At 39.0% G+C, this 17077-nt stretch carries 14 protein-coding genes; 10 read left to right on the top strand and 4 right to left on the bottom strand.

Annotated elements, in window-relative coordinates; translation table 11 throughout:
• Positions 1–4: 4 nt before the first annotated feature.
• The 3 genes from IGJ42_RS09340 (at position 5) to IGJ42_RS09330 (ending at position 3995) form a co-directional block, all read left to right on the top strand.
• Complete coding sequence (locus IGJ42_RS09340) at positions 5–820, top strand: MetQ/NlpA family ABC transporter substrate-binding protein (protein WP_016612200.1); 816 nt, start codon at positions 5–7, stop codon at positions 818–820.
• A 192-nt stretch (positions 821–1012) separates the two neighbouring features.
• Entirely contained in the window at positions 1013–2593 is a 1581-nt protein-coding gene (locus tag IGJ42_RS09335) for a peptide chain release factor 3 (protein ID WP_430615240.1), read from the top strand.
• A 664-nt stretch (positions 2594–3257) separates the two neighbouring features.
• Positions 3258–3995 carry a hypothetical protein gene (locus IGJ42_RS09330; RefSeq protein WP_430615238.1) on the top strand — a complete coding sequence of 246 codons (738 nt, stop codon included), beginning with the start codon at positions 3258–3260 and terminating at the stop codon, positions 3993–3995.
• A 174-nt stretch (positions 3996–4169) separates the two neighbouring features.
• Here the strand turns inward: IGJ42_RS09330 and IGJ42_RS09325 are convergent, their stop codons facing one another.
• Both IGJ42_RS09325 and IGJ42_RS09320 read right to left on the bottom strand, forming a co-directional pair.
• Entirely contained in the window at positions 4170–5222 is a 1053-nt protein-coding gene (locus tag IGJ42_RS09325) for a WxL protein peptidoglycan domain-containing protein (RefSeq protein WP_430615236.1), read from the bottom strand.
• A gap of 19 nt (positions 5223–5241) precedes the next feature.
• Entirely contained in the window at positions 5242–5724 is a 483-nt protein-coding gene (locus tag IGJ42_RS09320; RefSeq protein ID WP_118214898.1) for a hypothetical protein, read from the bottom strand.
• 1031 nt (positions 5725–6755) lie between these two features.
• Between IGJ42_RS09320 and IGJ42_RS09315 the strand changes: the two genes are divergently transcribed.
• Positions 6756–7223, top strand: coding sequence for a hypothetical protein (locus IGJ42_RS09315; RefSeq protein WP_101699139.1), 468 nt, complete (start codon positions 6756–6758; stop codon positions 7221–7223).
• A 473-nt stretch (positions 7224–7696) separates the two neighbouring features.
• Positions 7697–9016, top strand: coding sequence for a helix-turn-helix domain-containing protein (locus tag IGJ42_RS09310; protein WP_223347168.1), 1320 nt, complete (start codon positions 7697–7699; stop codon positions 9014–9016).
• A 161-nt stretch (positions 9017–9177) separates the two neighbouring features.
• On the opposite strand, the gene IGJ42_RS09305 is transcribed toward IGJ42_RS09310, so the two are convergent.
• Complete coding sequence (locus tag IGJ42_RS09305) at positions 9178–9489, bottom strand: DUF1827 family protein (protein WP_008378223.1); 312 nt, start codon at positions 9487–9489, stop codon at positions 9178–9180.
• Positions 9490–9640: 151 nt separating this feature from the next.
• Positions 9641–11902, bottom strand: coding sequence for an ATP-dependent Clp protease ATP-binding subunit (locus IGJ42_RS09300; RefSeq protein ID WP_185932199.1), 2262 nt, complete (start codon positions 11900–11902; stop codon positions 9641–9643).
• Positions 11903–12173: 271 nt separating this feature from the next.
• Between IGJ42_RS09300 and IGJ42_RS09295 the strand changes: the two genes are divergently transcribed.
• The 5 genes from IGJ42_RS09295 (at position 12174) to IGJ42_RS09275 (ending at position 17059) form a co-directional block, all read left to right on the top strand.
• Positions 12174–12365, top strand: coding sequence for a hypothetical protein (locus IGJ42_RS09295; RefSeq protein ID WP_005235564.1), 192 nt, complete (start codon positions 12174–12176; stop codon positions 12363–12365).
• Positions 12366–12525: 160 nt separating this feature from the next.
• Positions 12526–12792, top strand: coding sequence for a phosphocarrier protein HPr (locus tag IGJ42_RS09290; RefSeq protein WP_003126335.1), 267 nt, complete (start codon positions 12526–12528; stop codon positions 12790–12792).
• Positions 12792–14519 (top strand): phosphoenolpyruvate--protein phosphotransferase, encoded by a 1728-nt coding sequence (gene ptsP, locus IGJ42_RS09285; protein ID WP_008378209.1) that lies wholly within the window; start codon positions 12792–12794, stop codon positions 14517–14519. Before IGJ42_RS09290 ends, ptsP begins: the two co-directional genes overlap by 1 nt.
• 265 nt (positions 14520–14784) lie before the next feature.
• The gene (locus tag IGJ42_RS09280; protein ID WP_005235568.1) at positions 14785–15795 is read left to right on the top strand and encodes a glycosyltransferase; all 1011 of its coding nucleotides are present in this window, start codon (positions 14785–14787) and stop codon (positions 15793–15795) included.
• A 31-nt stretch (positions 15796–15826) separates the two neighbouring features.
• Positions 15827–17059, top strand: a complete 1233-nt coding sequence (locus IGJ42_RS09275) for a glycosyltransferase family 4 protein (RefSeq protein ID WP_005235570.1) — start codon at positions 15827–15829, stop codon at positions 17057–17059.
• The last annotated feature ends 18 nt before the right edge of the window (positions 17060–17077 follow it).

The following is a 17077-nucleotide window of genomic DNA, read 5'->3' as shown; positions in this document are numbered from 1 at the left end:
AGGAATGAAAGTGAAAAAAGGATTTGTTTTAGGATTGAGTGTATTGGCATTAGGTGTATTGGGGGCTTGCGGTACAGGTTCTGATGAGGCGAGCGAAGAGAAAATCATCAAGGTCGCTTCGCAAACGACGCCAATGACCGATGTCGTAAAGGTTGCAGCTGAAGCAGTGGAAGATGGCTGGGAAATCCAATTGGTCCAAGTCAATGACAATATCCAGTACAATGAGTTGCTGAATAATGACGAGGTTGATGCTAACTTTGCGCAACATGAACCATATATGCAAATGTATAATGAAGAAAAAGATGCAAACCTAGTGGCACTAGATAAAATCTACAACGCAAAAGTCGGTTTTTATTCCAAAGAGTATACGGATATCAATGATATTCCAGAAGGAACGAAAGTCGCATTGCCAAATGATGTGTCCAATGAAGGTCGAGCGTTAGCGATTTTAGCAGAAGAAGGATTGATTACCCTTAAAGAAGGCGTTGGTGTCAATGGGACATTAAAAGACATTACCGAAAATCCGAAAAAATTTGAGTGGTTATCTGTCGATTTACTGAATCTTGCGGAAGCCTATGATGAACCAAACGTATCTTTGGTATATAATTACCCAACCTATATCGCGAAAATCGGTTTGAAACCAGCAGATGCCCTTTTCTTAGAAAAAACCATCGATGATCGCTTTGCTATCTCATTGGTTGCTCGAGAAGACAATCAAGATTCTGAAAAAATCGCTGTATTGCGCCGTGCCATGACTAGCGATAAAGTTCGTGAGTTTTTAGAAAACGAGCATAGCGATACCTTATTGCCAGCATTTTAATTTATTTCTATCAAAATGGAAGGAGCGCCCTTTGCCTAACTCTCTAAAAGAGAGTAGTCAAAGGGGTTTCTTGTCTTTTTTTGCTTTTTTATCACCCTTATCCATGATATACTGATTTGGTCAGAAAACTAGCGACAGTCTAAAATAGACACTGTTCGCATTGTAAATACAAGAAATGGAGCAATAGAATCAATGGATAATCCAAAATTAAAACAACAAGTCGATAGTCGCCGTACCTTTGCGATTATTTCCCATCCGGATGCGGGGAAAACAACCATTACAGAACAATTATTATTATTCGGTGGCGCGATTCGCCAAGCTGGTACGGTCAAAGGGAAAAAGACTGGTAATTTCGCAAAGTCCGACTGGATGGAAATCGAAAAACAACGGGGGATCTCCGTTACCAGTTCCGTTATGCAGTTTGATTACCAAGGCAAACGGGTCAATATTTTAGATACCCCTGGGCATGAGGACTTTTCTGAAGATACCTACCGTACCTTGATGGCGGTGGATAGTGCTGTCATGGTGATCGATAGCGCAAAAGGGATCGAAGCACAAACGAAAAAACTCTTCCAGGTCGTTAAAAAACGTGGTATTCCGATTTTTACTTTTATCAATAAACTCGACCGTGATGGCCGCGAATCATTAGAATTATTAGAAGAACTAGAAGATCTTTTAGAGATCGAATCATTTCCAATGAATTGGCCGATCGGCATGGGGAAAGGCTTGGAAGGACTGTATGATATCCACAACCAACGGGTCGAATTTTACCGTCCTGACAATCACGGTGGGGAACGTTTAGTTGCCCTAGATGAAAATGGTCAATTCCCAGCAGATCATCCATTTGCCGAAGATGGGCTGTTCCAACAAGTTTTAGAAGAAGTGGAATTGCTGCAAGAAGCTGGCGACGCCTTTGATACAGAAAAAATCGCTCGGGGCGATCAAACCCCTGTATTCTTTGGTTCTGCTCTCACAAATTTTGGCGTACAGACCTTTTTAGAAACCTTCTTGACTTTTGCACCAGCACCTTACGGACATAAAACACTAGCTGGTGAGGAAGTCAGTCCTTATGAACCAGAAATGTCTGGGTTTGTATTCAAGATCCAAGCAAACATGAATCCTGCCCATCGTGACCGGATCGCCTTTGTCCGCATTTGTTCAGGAACCTTTGAACGAGGCATGGACGTTACTTTAGAACGTACTGGCAAAAAAATGAAACTCAGTAATGTGACTCAATTTATGGCTGATACCCGTGAAAATATTGAAGAAGCTGTCGCCGGAGATATCATTGGTGTCTATGACACGGGGAATTATCAAATCGGTGACACGATTTATGAAGGAAAACTAAAAGTTGCTTACGAAGAGCTGCCATCGTTTACTCCGGAACTCTTTATGAAAGTTACTGCGAAAAATGTGATGAAGCAAAAATCTTTCCATAAAGGAATCTATCAGTTGGTCCAAGAAGGGGCTATCCAGTTGTACAAGACGTATCTTAGTGATGAGTATATCATCGGTGCTGTCGGGCAACTGCAATTTGAAGTTTTCCAATATCGCATGATGAATGAGTACAATGCGGAAGTCATCATGACCCCAATGGGCCACAAGATCGCCCGTTGGATCGATCCGAAAGACTTGGATGAGCGTATGAGCTCCAGTCGTAACATTTTAGCGAAAGACCGTTTCGACCAGCCATTGTTCTTGTTTGAGAATCAATTTGCGATGCGTTGGTTCGCAGATAAGTACCCAGATGTCGAATTGAAGAGCTTGATGTAAGAGCCGTTTCCCGCGAGCCTGTCTAGGTATGCGCAACTCTGTACGTAAGGCTGATCTTTTTGAATTGAACGATCGTAGAAAGTCCTTTCTTATCAAAATGGATAAGAAGGGGCTTTTTTTGCTGAAAACGTGCTTTTGATACAGAAGGAAGGCTGTGTGATTGGGGCAATGGTCCAATGATCAGACAATTATCCTAATTTATAAGCATTCTTTTAAAAGAAGATAAAAAGAGTTGGAAAAAGAGCGTAGTATTAAAGATGACCGCAAGGAAGTGCACTTGAAATGAATAGAAAAATATCATAGGCACATTTGGTGATTCAGGAAATTTTCACTTGTTTGAAAGTAGAGGGAAAGCAGAGAATAGATTGCCAGTGATAGAGGTCATTTAATCATTTGATCGAGGGATAAGTTCTTTTTGTCAGATGCTACTAGTGAAGACTAAACTTTCTTTATCTGAGCATGATTCGGTTATAGCCCTTAAAACTTCATTTGAAGCACTGCTAACAGATGGCTTAAGTTTTCCGTTGGTGAACCATGGCTTCATAAATCCAAAATGAATTAGTCTCATTGCTAGTCTACTAGTTATCTATAGATCGATTTTGCTAAAGCGAATGATTATTTGTTAAATAAAAGTGATTTCTGAAAGAAGAAAGGGGACCATGTAGTGCTAAAAAGTTTGTTATTCATATTTTCGGCGATATTTTTCTTTCCAACAGTAGAGGCTGCGGCTGATGAGGTTTCCGAAACGTTGATTTTTGATTTGAACACGATTGACTTTAATGACGAACACTATTATTTGTTGAAAACCACACAAGATCTTCAGTTGACCGTCGATAGCAACGGCAGTGAAGGTGCTTTTGGCGTAGAGATCACAGCTGTCGGGAAGGCATTTTCAGCAGAACTAAACAGCGTGAACGGTTCGGAAGAGAAAATCATTCAGATTGAGGATACTGATGAAGCATCAATGATTCTTAACGTAGCTGCAACATTGAACATAAAGGAATATCTTGATTCCAACTCTGAGCACTACCTATCAGTCACTTTTACAGCAATTGATGATTCAGAGACCTTTACGAAAGATATAAAAATGAATCAGACGGATGAGGAAAAAGAAGAGATATCGGATGAGAACTTAATGACTGAAGACCAAGACGATGAAAAGCAAGAAGACAATGGCATCGAAGATGATTCTGAGAGCCAAAAGGAAGAAGCAGAATCTATTTACGACGAGCAAGCAAACTTGGAAGAAGACTCGCTTGATAAGGATTGTACCAAACTAGAAGATTCAATCAGTGATGTTGAGGATGAGGCTGGTACTGAGTTTTTTTTAGGGAAGAAAAGCCAATGTGAGACAGCAACATTTTTTTCAAAAGAAGTGATCATTGAAAAAAAATATGTTTAGATTTATATTAGGAAAAACCGCTTATTTGATATGAGCGGTTTTTCTTGTCTCACTTCTTCTATTTCTTCCTAAAGAGGAAACCATGGAGAGAAGATACGCAACATTTCTTTAAAAAGGAATCTCTCAATAATTGATGACCAATGGAATAAGTAGAAGCAGAACAAAAGAGAGGAACTAGCCCTCTCTTTTTCTTTTTGATTTTAAAATGTAGATGACTGCAGCTGCCAGCGCTGCAATGAGAACAAAGATGATCCAGATAAGGATTTGATTATTTGTCTGAACGTTGGCGGCGTTCGTTGGACGGTTCTCTTTTTTGAAGTTATCCAAGTCCTCTTTCTCATAAGAAAAAGTAGTGGTGATCGCTTTTCTAGTTGTTTCTATTGTTAAACGGTATTCGCCTTCAATAAGCTCACTATCGTCTATTAAAGGAATCTGCATTCTTGGTTTGGTTAACGGCGTTAAAAGAACGGAATCTGCTAACTCTCCAGAGGCAATTGTTTCTCCATTTGGGTTTATTAGTTCGTAGAGCGCATTGTTTAAGTTGCCTAAAATAGGATTATAGTTGAGGGCATAAAATTGTAGGTTTACCGTGTCCTGAAGAGCAACAAATGAGAAATCTTGATAAATAATATCTTGAATATCCTCATATTTGCTAAAAATTAAGTTGATAAAAATGATAGACTCGTAGGCAGACGCAATACTAATAGAATCTTCAGCTGTTTGAACACCTAATATTTGCTTGAAATTAATTCCACCCATTACAGTACCTTCAAGCTCTATGTCGTCTGGAACATTTATGGTAATGCTGACACCAACAGATTCATTAGGGGCAATTTCTATTTGATTCTCTTTGTCTATAGCATCTGAAGCGATAGTAACATAATTTGAAAAGTCGTATTTATCATCGAGAAGGTTCTCTGTATTCGAAGTGTACAAAATAGAGGATTCTCTTGAAATAGCAGTTGAAGCAAAGGGAGTGACCACTATTGATGAATCACCAGCTCCGATGTTTTCCAATTTAATGTCAAATGTATACTTTTTATCAACATCAGAAGGAAGAGTAATAGTATTTCTTGATGTTTCATACTCGGTATCGCTAAGCGATAGTTTTAAAGTATTCGTTGTCTCATTCGCTGTTGCAATATTTATATTTGCGATTATTGTCAATATGAGGAAGAACACAGAAACTCTTAGAAAGGAGTATCTGTGTTTTGATATTTTATCCATATGTTATCCTTTTTAAGAATTAAAGGTCTTGGCCATTGTCTGAGTCAGTAGTATCTGATGCAGTAACTGTGATAGTGGGTGTGCCATCTAGCAAAGCAGTTTGACGATTGAATGTGAAAGTTGTATCTACGCTGGTAGCTACTGATTGGGAAATAGCTTCTGCTTCAACGGCAACATCACCATTTTCGGTGATAACGATTCCTTCAGAATCAGAAGAAACTGTAATTGTAACTTTATTAACTGAACGAGTTAAGTTTGTTAATGTTCCGCCAACGTTTTCAATAGTTCCTGTCATTGTTCCGTTGACAAATAATGCTGGACTTATTTCGAACGTTTCGTTTAAATTCATATCATTAAATGCAAAACTAGATGTTCCTTCTGTTATAGTAACAGCAAATGGAACAGAGGGAACCTCTGGCATAGCAACATCTGCTGTCGCAGTGATTCCTCCTACTAGTAGTAAAGATGTTGCCAATGTAGTACCCAAAATAACTTTTTTCATAATAAAACCTCACTTTAATTTTTGCAGATGATTTACTGCTTAAATAAAGTATACAATGATGATGTATTAAGTTATTATCCGTTTTTGCGCTATTTTTAATGAAAAAGTAGAAAGTATTTTATTAATCTGATTTTTTATAAAATAATTTAATCAAATTTTCTAGTAGTCCAGTGATGTTGATTATCAAGTCAACATATCTTTCTGTGTAGCAATTGTCCGTGCGGTAATGATTTATATGAAAATAATTTTGTTGCAATGTTACAATTTGGCTAATATTTTAAGTCAAGATCTTCTCAGAGTTGAAAGAATTGTCGTTCCAACTAGGATTCGACCTAGCAAAGTAATTATATTGTTATTCGTAGTCTCTGAGAATTTGCTCTGAATCAGTCGCTGTAAGGGGAATCAGTTCTGAAGATTCATATCTGTTATTTCTTTCGTGAACATCTGCAATTCAGTAGAATACAATCTTCTATCATTTTTAAGATACTATTTATAGAAGTAGTTTTACGAGTATGAACTATTGCATAGGTGGGGATTGAACGTATTGTTCTATTTATGCATTTCTATTGAATGGGCAATCAAAGTCATAGATTTGAAAATTATCAATTAATGTTTTTATTCAATTTGTAATCTGTACCTATAAATCTTCTACCTTAACGGGACAGAGATATTAAAGGTTGCTTCAAGCTTAAAATTATAAATCCGTACTTGTTTCATTTTAAAAATATCTCAAAAAAATTAGCTGTTTAGAATTACTATCTCATCAATACTAGATTTTAGTAGGATTCATAATATTAGGAGAATATACAATAAGACTCTTTGAAGAAACCTTAGAGTTTTTTTGTCTCTTTTATTTTTATGAAGTTGCTACTCGTTTCTAATTAACAGGTCTTTTAGTCAGTAGAAAGAAAAATGAGGAACAATGATTATTTTATTTGTAGTTTTTTTGAAAAAAAGACGATAAAAATCGGCTGGTTCTTACTATATCCTTAATAGCAGAGGATCAAAGTTCTTTTAAGGAGTGAATCAAAATGCTGCAAACCAGAATAAATTTCAGTCGACAAAAGAATGCTACCATGTTGACTGTGCGCTTTTTCAGCAACAAGACGAATACGATTTTAGAGAGAAATTTAATTGTGGATCAAGAAGATGATCGCCAATCGGTTCTTGACTACTTAGCACAATCACTAGGGGAAATCAACATCTTGCAATACTCTTCGAAAAACGTTTTGTGTATCGCTGAACGTTCAAGGTTAGAAAAAGCAGGCGGCAGTCATCGATTGGAACATTTTTGGGGAGATGTGATCAGCTATATCGTTGAGTGCGTGGATAAATCTGGTGTTCATTATGATTTGCATGTCATTGGCAATGTTGATTCGGATGATGAAGAAATCATGCGGTCAATCAATCAAATGAGTGATGAATTGTCGATCATCAACATTTATGAATACAAAGATTGCTGGCTAAAAAGAGAAGATATTTTATTACAAGCTCTTTGAAATGAACTTGATTCCTCAAAGAAGTTTGTCCAGCTAGAAAATGATTTTACTCTCCAAGTCACTTACCAATCAATGAAAGAATACGAATTTTTTCTAAGTTTATGGAAACAGCTAATTCACAGGTTCTTTTTCATGGTTTCCAACACTTTTATGTTACAAAAAATAAGAATCGTTTCACAAGTTTTTCTCACCCGTACTGTTTTAAAGAAGAGGGGATTTTTCTGAAGTTTTTATTAAAATTGTCCGTTTAATGAAAAAAGAGGCTTGAATTTAAGTTTATTTTACTATAATTGGATACTGGGATACTTTTTAAATAAGGCGGGTAAAAAATTTTGGAGTATATAGAAAAATTGTATAGGTTTTATTTAACCAAAAAACAGGTAGATAAATTAACTATTGTTAGAAATATCATTTTGGAGAAGCAGCTATCTCTCGATAAAATATGTGAAACGACAAACAAATCTTTGTATCAGGTGAAAATATTGATCAATGAAATCGCCGAAGATATGAGAGAGTTTACGACTTTTGACGAGTCAATTTTTTTGCTGAAAAAGAGAACTGTTTATTTGTCACGAGAATTAAATGAAGAACAAAGCCTGCATATTTTTGTGAATCTAAAGAAAAAATATTTCTTAGAATCTCCTTATTATCGTCTATTATCCTATTTGTTAAGAAAAAGAAAGACCCGTATGGTGGACATCTCGGAAGAATTGATTTTTAGTATTTCTTATTGTTATAAATTGATCAGCTATCTTAAGAAAATGCTGGTTATCCAAAATGTTCCGATTACTATCAATAACAATACAGATTCCATTGATTTGACAGGGGCAGAGCCGTGTGTGAGGATGTACCATTATTTAGTTGAGATCATGGCTTGTAATGTATACATCAATCAGCGAACCCGTGCCAGCGTTGAATTAGCAGCTAAAGAATATGAGCCGTTAAAAACCACAAAAGTGAAGCACGACATTATGTTTTCAATCATTGAAAATGCGGTGTTGAGAGGCTATATTGTCAATGAGTTAGACGATGCTTCCATCACTATTTATGAGCAAATCAAGCAACTAGATGGGGAAAAGCAAGTGATCAAGCTGCTGCCGATCAGAAGTCAGCAAGATATTGAGAAAGAACAGATTTTTTATCATTTCTGGGTTTTTCTTTTCATACCTGAAACGATCTCGGATCAAGAAAAACTACTTTTGGGCCAAAAGCTGAGAAATCTTTTAGGAAATCCGCTGGTCGAATTTTCTGCCGATGTTGTAGCTGTCTTGTCGCAAAAGTATAATCTTTCTAAAGAGATCGAAGAATTCATTACCTATGAATTAGTGATGAATACATGGGGCTGTCTTCATCTCTTTTTGGATAGTTTTGTGTCTACTGAAGATTTGTCCTCTACGAACGAACGAGTATTAGAGGTGGAAGAGCTGATTGCAGCTGCCTTGCAGCGCCATTCGTTTGTAATAGAAAAAGAAGCCCTCTTCTTAAGGAAAATCGCTCAGATCACAGCGTCTTATTTACCTATCCAGGAAGAGGAACCGATTCGTATTGGTATTTCTCTTTTGAACCATCCAGAATATATTCCGGTCATTAAAAACAAACTGTTGAAAATTTACAATGAAAATGTGATTCACTTTAGTTCGAATTTAGGAGACTCAGATATATTGGTTTCTGATGGCGTGCTAATCCATAATGAGTCGCAGAAATTCACATTTTTTGGCAATGTTCATAGTACCAAGGATTGGCACAATCTAAATGTGATGATCCAGTCGATGATTTCTAATAAATATACTTAAAAAGAGAGCGTATGGCTCTCTTTTTTTACTTGAACATCAGGTATCGTTGGTCGAAGTACTAACCAAAAGAAGGAAGAGAGAAGACAAAAAAAGATATCTATAAAAGAGGGCTGCGACAGTCACCTTTTATAGATATTTTTTAAACCCATGATCAGGCAAAGCTAACGTGATGAGGATAGCGTTTTTTTGATGGAGATTTCCACCACTTCGGGCATTTGGATCACAGAGATCGTTGCAGGATCATAAGAGCCATCAGGTAATTTTTTCAAGAAGTAATTTTTGATTTCTTCAACTTCCGTCGGGCGAATAGTTCTTTTTTTATTGATCAGCAAAATTTCATTGTGGTTCGGCGCTGAGGTAAAGATCACGGTTGTATCTCCGGCTGTGTAAACCTTTACAAGTTCCGCGTCGGTATTTTCAAGTTGATTCAATACTAGTCGAGAATGGCTGTTCGTAACATTGATTAATTTCACCAGACTCACCTCACATTCTATGTATTTATTAATAACATTATAGGGCGTTTTTTTTCAAAAGAAAAGCCAGACAACTCGGAATTACCCAATTTTTTGGCAAAACATGGTTGTCTGGCAAAGGAAACGTTTCGTTACACGTTTTGGCAGCTTGTTACTCGTTTGTTCCCGATGCTTCTTCTTCAGAAGCCGGATTGGCTTCTTCAAGAGGTGCAGGGGACTCAGCGGAGGTCACAATGATTATATCTGCATCTTCTAATTGTGCTTTTAGTTGATGTACTTGTGGATGCTCAAGATAAAATTCTGCAATGCCGTCTTCGATTTGATCTTGGATGGTTCTACGCAAGGGGCGAGCCCCCATCGTTGCACTGTAACCAAGATCCACCAATTTTTCTTGCACGTCTTGTGGAACGTCGATATGCAGTTTTTGTTGGCTAAGGGTTTGATTGACTTCATGCAGCATGAGAGACACGATCGATAACAAGTTTTCCTTGCTTAAAGCTTTAAATTCGATGATGCCGTCAAAGCGGTTGAGAAACTCTGGTGTAAAGTAATTATTCAATTGATTCAAAACGGAACGAGTGATACCTTCACGCGCCGCACCGAAGCCAACGTTAGCTTCAACTTTGCCGGTTCCGGCATTACTTGTCATGATGATCAAGGTGTCCTTAAAGCTGACGGTACGTCCTTGAGCATCGGTCAAGCGACCATCATCGAGAATTTGCAAGAACATATGCAATACATCAGGATGGGCTTTTTCTACTTCATCTAATAGAATCAAGCTGTAAGGATTCCGACGAACTTTTTCAGTCAATTGACCTGCTTCTTCATAGCCAACATAGCCTGGAGGAGAACCAATCAATTTGGATACACTGTGTTTCTCCATGTATTCTGACATGTCGAAACGAATCATTGATTCTTCAGAACCAAACATTTCATAAGCTAATTGTTTTGCTAATTCGGTTTTCCCGACACCGGTTGGACCGACGAATAGGAAAGAGCCGATCGGACGGTTTTGTTTGCCTAAACCGACGCGATTTCTGCGGATCGCTTTTGCAACTTTGTCGATTGCTTCGTCTTGACCAATAACTTTAGCTTTCAAGTCATCCGCAAGATTCCTCAACTGGGTTTGTTCTTTTTCTTTTAATTCCCCAACAGGGATATTTGTCCGTTCTTCAACAATTTGTTCCATGTCTTTTTCGGTGATGACAGGCGTTTCTTCTTCGCTGATTTGACGTTCTTTCATTTTTTGAAGCTTGTTGATTTGATCGCGATAGTAAGCAGCTTTTTCAAAATCTTCTTCTCGAGAGGCAGCTTGTTTTTGTTCTTCCGCTTCTTGTAATTTCTTTTCGATCGTTTTTGGATCAACGATTTGGATCGTCAAGTTTTTCTTCGAACCTGTTTCATCTAGCAGATCGATCGCTTTATCAGGCAAGAATCGATCTTGAATGTAACGGTTAGAAAGGGTAGCGGCAGCTGCGATCGCTTCATCCGTATATTTCACATGATGGTAATCTTCATAACGCGGTTGTAGGCCTTTTAAAATACGAATGGTTTCTTCCACAGAAGGTTCATCCACACGTACTGGTTGCAAACGCCGTTCTAAAGCGGCGTCTTTTTCGATAATGCGGTATTCATTTAACGTCGTTGCTCCGACCATTTGTAGTTCTCCACGGGCAAGAGCTGGTTTTAAGATATTTCCAGCATCCATATTTCCGTCGCCGGCTGCACCAGCGCCAACGATTTCATGGACTTCATCGATAAACAAGATCACATTTTCCGCTTGCTTGATTTCTTCGATCAATTTTTGGATGCGTTCTTCAAATTGGCCACGAATACCTGTGCCTTGAACAAGCGACGCAACGTCCAAACGAATAACTTCTTTTTCCATCAATTTTTGTGGCACATCACCATCAACGATTTTTTGGGCTAACCCTTCAACAACGGCAGTTTTCCCAACCCCAGGTTCACCAATCAATACAGGATTATTTTTGGTTCGGCGATTAAGGATCTCGATCACGCGTTTGATTTCTGAATCACGACCGACCACTGGATCGACTTCACCATCACGAGCCATTTGAGTGATATTGATGCCATATTCTCCCAGCAGACCCGCAGGCGCTTGGTTATTGCGTGGTGGTTGCCCGCCAACAAAACCGTTACCGCCAGTTTGTGTCGGTGGGGTTTGTTCATAAGGGGTATTTCCTTGCTGCATTTGACGAGACATTTGACGGAATAAATCATCAAGATTGCCAAATCCAAAAGGATCTTGCGCCATTGCAGCTGCAGCATTCCCAGATTGTGCTTTTAATTTTTGGTAACAACTTTGACAATAATCGAGTTGTTTTCTTTGACCATTGACATTGGCATATAAATGAATTGAAGCTTCATTTTTGCCGCAATTTTGACAAAGCATAGATTCACGACCTTTCATATTTGTTCCAACAACCCTATTTTACGGCGCATTTGATTGCTTGTAAAAGAAAAGGGGCTGTGGGCAAAGTAACGGTCACCTTCAAGGTAATGTGTTATTGACCTTTACTGACCATAATTCTATTATACTAACTTTTTGTCAGACTGCAAGAATTTTACCTTTAAAAATTTTCCCTTCGATTTCACTTATAGAAGCGGTCTTTTAAATAAAAAGTAATTCCTATATAATAGAAAGAAAGAGGTGAGAATAGACGTTGGAGAACAGAGATTTTGCTGCAGAAGTAGTACGTTTACGCAATGGAGAGATCCAAGAATTGATTGTCCAACAGCCGGAATTTCTGGCGTTTAGAGATGTCTGGCTCCAGTTGGAAGACCGGTCTTCTTTTGTCGGAGAAGCGGGATTAAATGGGAAGATCATCTACCGTTACGTGCAAGAAAATAAATAGGACATTTATTTCAATCGTTTATTTAAGAGAAAACGGTTGTCTATCGAGGAAAAAAATGGTAATCTTAACAGTTGAAAGGGCGATTTTTTTCGGGTATCATTGCATGCATGGAAATTTTGCCTTCACACAAAAAAACGTATCATAAAGGAGATTGATCAATATGGAAAAGAAAGATTTTCACGTAGTTGCTGAGACAGGGATTCACGCACGTCCAGCTACATTATTGGTTCAAACAGCAAGCAAATTCAACTCTGATATCAACCTAGAGTACAAAGGTAAATCAGTAAACCTTAAATCAATCATGGGCGTAATGTCATTAGGTGTTGGCCAAGGTTCTGATGTAACTATCACTGCTGAAGGTGCTGACGAAGCAGATGCAATCGCTGCAATCGTAGAAACAATGAAAAAAGAAGGTTTGTCTGAATAATGGTTGAGATGCTAAAAGGAATTGCTGCTAGTGATGGTGTAGCCGTTGCGAAAGCCTACCTGTTAGTACAACCTGATTTATCTTTTTCAAAAGTATCAGTTGAAGATACTGCAGCAGAGGAAGCACGCTTAGATGATGCGTTAGCGAAGTCAACAGCGGAATTACAACAAATCCGCGACAAAGCAGCGCAAACTTTAGGTGAAGCAGAAGCACAAGTATTTGATGCTCATTTAATGGTTCTTTCAGATCCCGAGATGATCGGTCAAATCAAACAAAACGTGACAGATAACAAAGTCAATGCAGAAGCTGCATTGAAAGAAGTTACTGACATGTATATTGGTATGTTTGAAGCAATGGATGACAATGCTTACATGCAAGAACGGGCAGCTGACATCAAAGATGTTGCTAAACGTATCTTGGCGCATTTGTTGAATGTGACTTTGCCTAATCCTTCAATGATCAACGAAGAAGTAGTCGTTGTTGCGCATGACTTGACACCAAGTGATACCGCACAATTAGACCGCAACTTTGTTAAAGCTTTTGTAACAGATATCGGTGGACGTACTTCTCATTCCGCAATCATGGCACGTTCTCTTGAAATCCCAGCAATCGTTGGAACGATGGAGATCACTGCAAAAGTGAAAGCGGGCGACATCTTAGCTGTTAACGGCATTATCGGTGACGTTATCGTCAACCCGACAGATGACCAAGCGGCTGAATTTGTTGAAGCTGGGAAAGCCTACGCAGATCAAAAAGCAGAGTGGGAAAAATTAAAAGATGCTGAAACAGTTACGGCTGATGGTAAGCACTTTGAATTAGCTGCGAACATTGGTACACCAAAAGATTTAGAAGGTGTCCACAACAATGGTGCAGAAGCAGTCGGTTTATACCGTACTGAATTCTTGTACATGGATTCTCCTGATTTCCCAACAGAAGAAGACCAATATAAAGCGTATAAAGCAGTTCTAGAAGGAATGGCTGGAAAACCAGTGGTTGTCCGCACAATGGATATCGGTGGCGATAAAGAACTTCCTTACTTAAAATTGCCTCATGAAATGAATCCTTTCTTAGGCTATCGTGCATTGCGTATCAGCTTGTCTGAACTTGGGGACGACATGTTCCGTACCCAACTTCGTGCGTTGTTACGTGCTTCTGCTCATGGTAACTTACGTATTATGTTCCCAATGGTGGCAACATTGAAAGAGTTCCGTACAGCGAAGAAAATGTATGAAGAAGAGCGTCAAAAATTGATTGACGAAGGCGTTGAGATTTCTAACGAGATCCAAGTCGGAATCATGATCGAAATTCCAGCAGCAGCTGTCTTAGCAGACAAGTTTGCGAAGGAAGTTGACTTCTTCAGTATTGGTACCAATGACTTGATCCAATACACAATGGCTGCAGACCGCATGAATGAACGCGTGTCTTACTTGTACCAACCATACAACCCATCCATCTTACGCTTGATCAAAAACGTGATCGATTCAGCGCATGCTGAAGGCAAATGGGCTGGTATGTGTGGAGAAATGGCCGGCGATCAAACTGCTGTGCCACTTCTTGTAGGTATGGGCTTAGATGAGTTCTCAATGAGTGCAACATCTGTTCTGAAAACACGTAGCTTAATGAAACGTTTGTCAACCACTGACATGCAAGAATTAGCAAAACGTGCTTTAGAAGATTGCGATACAATGGAAGAAGTTGTAGAGTTAATCGAACAGTATGTAAAATAATCATTTCTAGGCAACAAGCAATTTTTGCTTGTTGCCTTTTTTTGTTTTAAGAAGACATTTTGTTTGATTTGACTTGCAACAACTTACTACTTTTTTCAGACAACGAACAGTTTTGTCATATCTTGGAATTAAGCTATGATTCCCTGAGTTTTTCCCGTATCATGGTTAAATGGGGAACAAAATCTAGGACCATGGTAGGAGTATCTCTGCGATCGCCTATGGTATACTAATATCAGATATAAGCATTTCCAAGGAGGAATCATCTTTGAAAGTACTTCTTTATTTTGAAGGAGAAAAATTATTAGCTAAATCAGGTATCGGTCGCGCATTGGCCCATCAGCAACGAGCGCTGACATCTGTCGGGATTCCTTTTACTCTTGATAAAAATGATGAGGATTATGACATTCTTCACATCAACACGTATGGAATCAATAGTATGCATATGGTCAATAAAGCCAAAAGACAAGGAAAAAAAGTGATTTACCATGCCCATTCTACAGAAGAGGATTTTCGGAATTCATTTATCGGTTCAAATCAGCTTTCGCCATTATATAAAAAATATTTGATCAATCTTTATTCCAGAGCCGATCAATTGATCACCCCGACCCCTTATTCGAAAGAACTTTTGGAAGGGTATGGTATCCAAGTGCCGATCGAAGCGATCTCAAACGGGATCGATCTTGACAAATATCAGCCGGATCATGAGAAAGAAAAAGCCTTTCGTGAGTATTTTCAGCTTTTACCTGATCAAAAAGTCATTATATCGGTCGGCTTGTTTTTTGAACGAAAAGGCATTCTTGATTTTGTAGAGATAGCTAGACAATTGCCTGAATATACGTTTATCTGGTTTGGTCATACACCAATGATGACGATTCCTAAGCAGATTCGCGACCTTGTCAATGAAGACCATCCAGAAAATGTGCTGTTTCCCGGCTATATCAAAGGAGACATCATCGAAGGGGCATATTCAGCGGCTGATCTGTTCTTCTTTCCTTCCTATGAAGAAACAGAAGGGATCGTGGTCCTTGAGGCGTTAGCCAGCCACCAAAATGTGCTTGTTCGGGATATTCCAGTATATAAAGGGTGGCTAAGCAATGGGCACAATGCATACATGGAGAAAACCAATCAAGGGTTTATCGAGAAAATCAAAGGAATCGTAGATGGCACGTTGCCACAGTTAAGTGAAGCGGGTTATGAAACGGCCAAGCAAAAGAGTATTGATGAAATCGGATATGAGCTAAAAGAAGTTTATACAAAAGTGATGAATACGGAATAAAGAAACTAATGTAAAGTTTGGAGGTACCGTTTTGAAAATCGGATTTTTTACAGACACCTACTTCCCCCAGGTAAGTGGTGTGGCGACATCGATCAAGACATTGAAAGAAGAGCTTGAGAAAAAAGGCCATAAAGTGTATATCTTTACTACGACCGATCCCAATGCTGATCTAGACGAAGAAGATATCATTCGCATGCCAAGTGTCCCGTTTGTGTCCTTCAAAGATCGGCGAATCGTAGTGCGCGGCATGTTGTATGCCTATTTGATCGCCAAAGAGTTAGAGTTGGAATTGATCCATACCCATACCGAGTTTGGCTCTGGGATGTTAGGGAAAATGGTGGGGCGCAAATTGCAAATTCCTGTGATCCATACCTACCATACGATGTATGAAGACTACTTGCACTACATCGCCAATGGGAAGGTCTTACGGCCGTCTCACGTGAAATATCTTTCGCGGCTATTTGCCAACCACTCGACAGGTGTTGTTTGTCCAAGTGAACGAGTCATCGATACGCTGAGGGGGTATGGTGTGGTTTCACCGATGCGGATCATCCCCACAGGGATCGAAGTCGAGAAGTTTCGTCGACCGGACATTACATCTGAAATGAAAAAAGAATTGCGGGAGAAATTAGGCATCACTGAGGATCAACCCATGCTGCTTTCCCTCAGTCGTATTTCTTATGAAAAGAATATCCAAGCGATCATCGATGGGATGCCGGAAATTCTAACCAAGATTCCTGATGCGCAATTAGTGATCGTTGGGAAAGGTCCGCATAAAGAAAAATTAGAAGAAAAAGTGGTGGATATGGCGCTAACTGACCATGTTCAATTTGTCGGCGAAGTGGCGAATGATAAAGTGGCGATCTATTACCACGCTGCCGATTACTTCGTCAGTGCCTCTACTTCAGAAACACAAGGACTGACATACACGGAAGCAATGGCTGCTGGGACCCCATTAGTCGTTGAAGGCAATGATTACTTAAACACCTTGATCGATGATCCATCGTTAGGCGTCACCTTTGAGAGTGATCGGGATTTCGCAAAAGCATTTATTGATTATTATGAACAAAAGATTCCTGCTGATCCCGAAGTTCTTTCTAGGAAGATGTACGAGATCTCGGCATTACGCTTTGGTGAGTCGATGCTGTCTTTCTACCATGATATGGTTGCCTATTATGAAACCGAACGCATCGAGAAAGAAACCGAGCAGACGTTAGAAAAATTCAAAGTAAAATTAAAGGCATTTCGCCGAACGATCGATTAAACAGAAAATTTTCGCAAG

It is taken from the genome of Enterococcus sp. DIV1067f, from assembly GCF_050543505.1.
Classification (GTDB): domain Bacteria; phylum Bacillota; class Bacilli; order Lactobacillales; family Enterococcaceae; genus Enterococcus_D; species Enterococcus_D entomosocium.
Note: the sequence above shows the minus strand (reverse complement) of the source record. Positions and strands in the feature narration are given on the sequence as shown.

Bases quoted from the DNA above. Each gene is read 5' to 3' on its own strand.
- IGJ42_RS09315 (WP_101699139.1), top strand. From the start codon at position 6,756: ATGCTGCAAACCAGAATAAATTTCAGTCGACAAAAGAATGCTACCATG.
- IGJ42_RS09300 (WP_185932199.1), bottom strand. From the start codon at position 11,902: ATGCTTTGTCAAAATTGCGGCAAAAATGAAGCTTCAATTCATTTATAT.
- IGJ42_RS09340 (WP_016612200.1), top strand. From the start codon at position 5: ATGAAAGTGAAAAAAGGATTTGTTTTAGGATTGAGTGTATTGGCATTA.
- ptsP (WP_008378209.1), top strand. From the start codon at position 12,792: ATGGTTGAGATGCTAAAAGGAATTGCTGCTAGTGATGGTGTAGCCGTT.
- IGJ42_RS09325 (WP_430615236.1), bottom strand. From the start codon at position 5,222: ATGGATAAAATATCAAAACACAGATACTCCTTTCTAAGAGTTTCTGTG.
- IGJ42_RS09335 (WP_430615240.1), top strand. From the start codon at position 1,013: ATGGATAATCCAAAATTAAAACAACAAGTCGATAGTCGCCGTACCTTT.
- IGJ42_RS09290 (WP_003126335.1), top strand. From the start codon at position 12,526: ATGGAAAAGAAAGATTTTCACGTAGTTGCTGAGACAGGGATTCACGCA.
- IGJ42_RS09320 (WP_118214898.1), bottom strand. From the start codon at position 5,724: ATGAAAAAAGTTATTTTGGGTACTACATTGGCAACATCTTTACTACTA.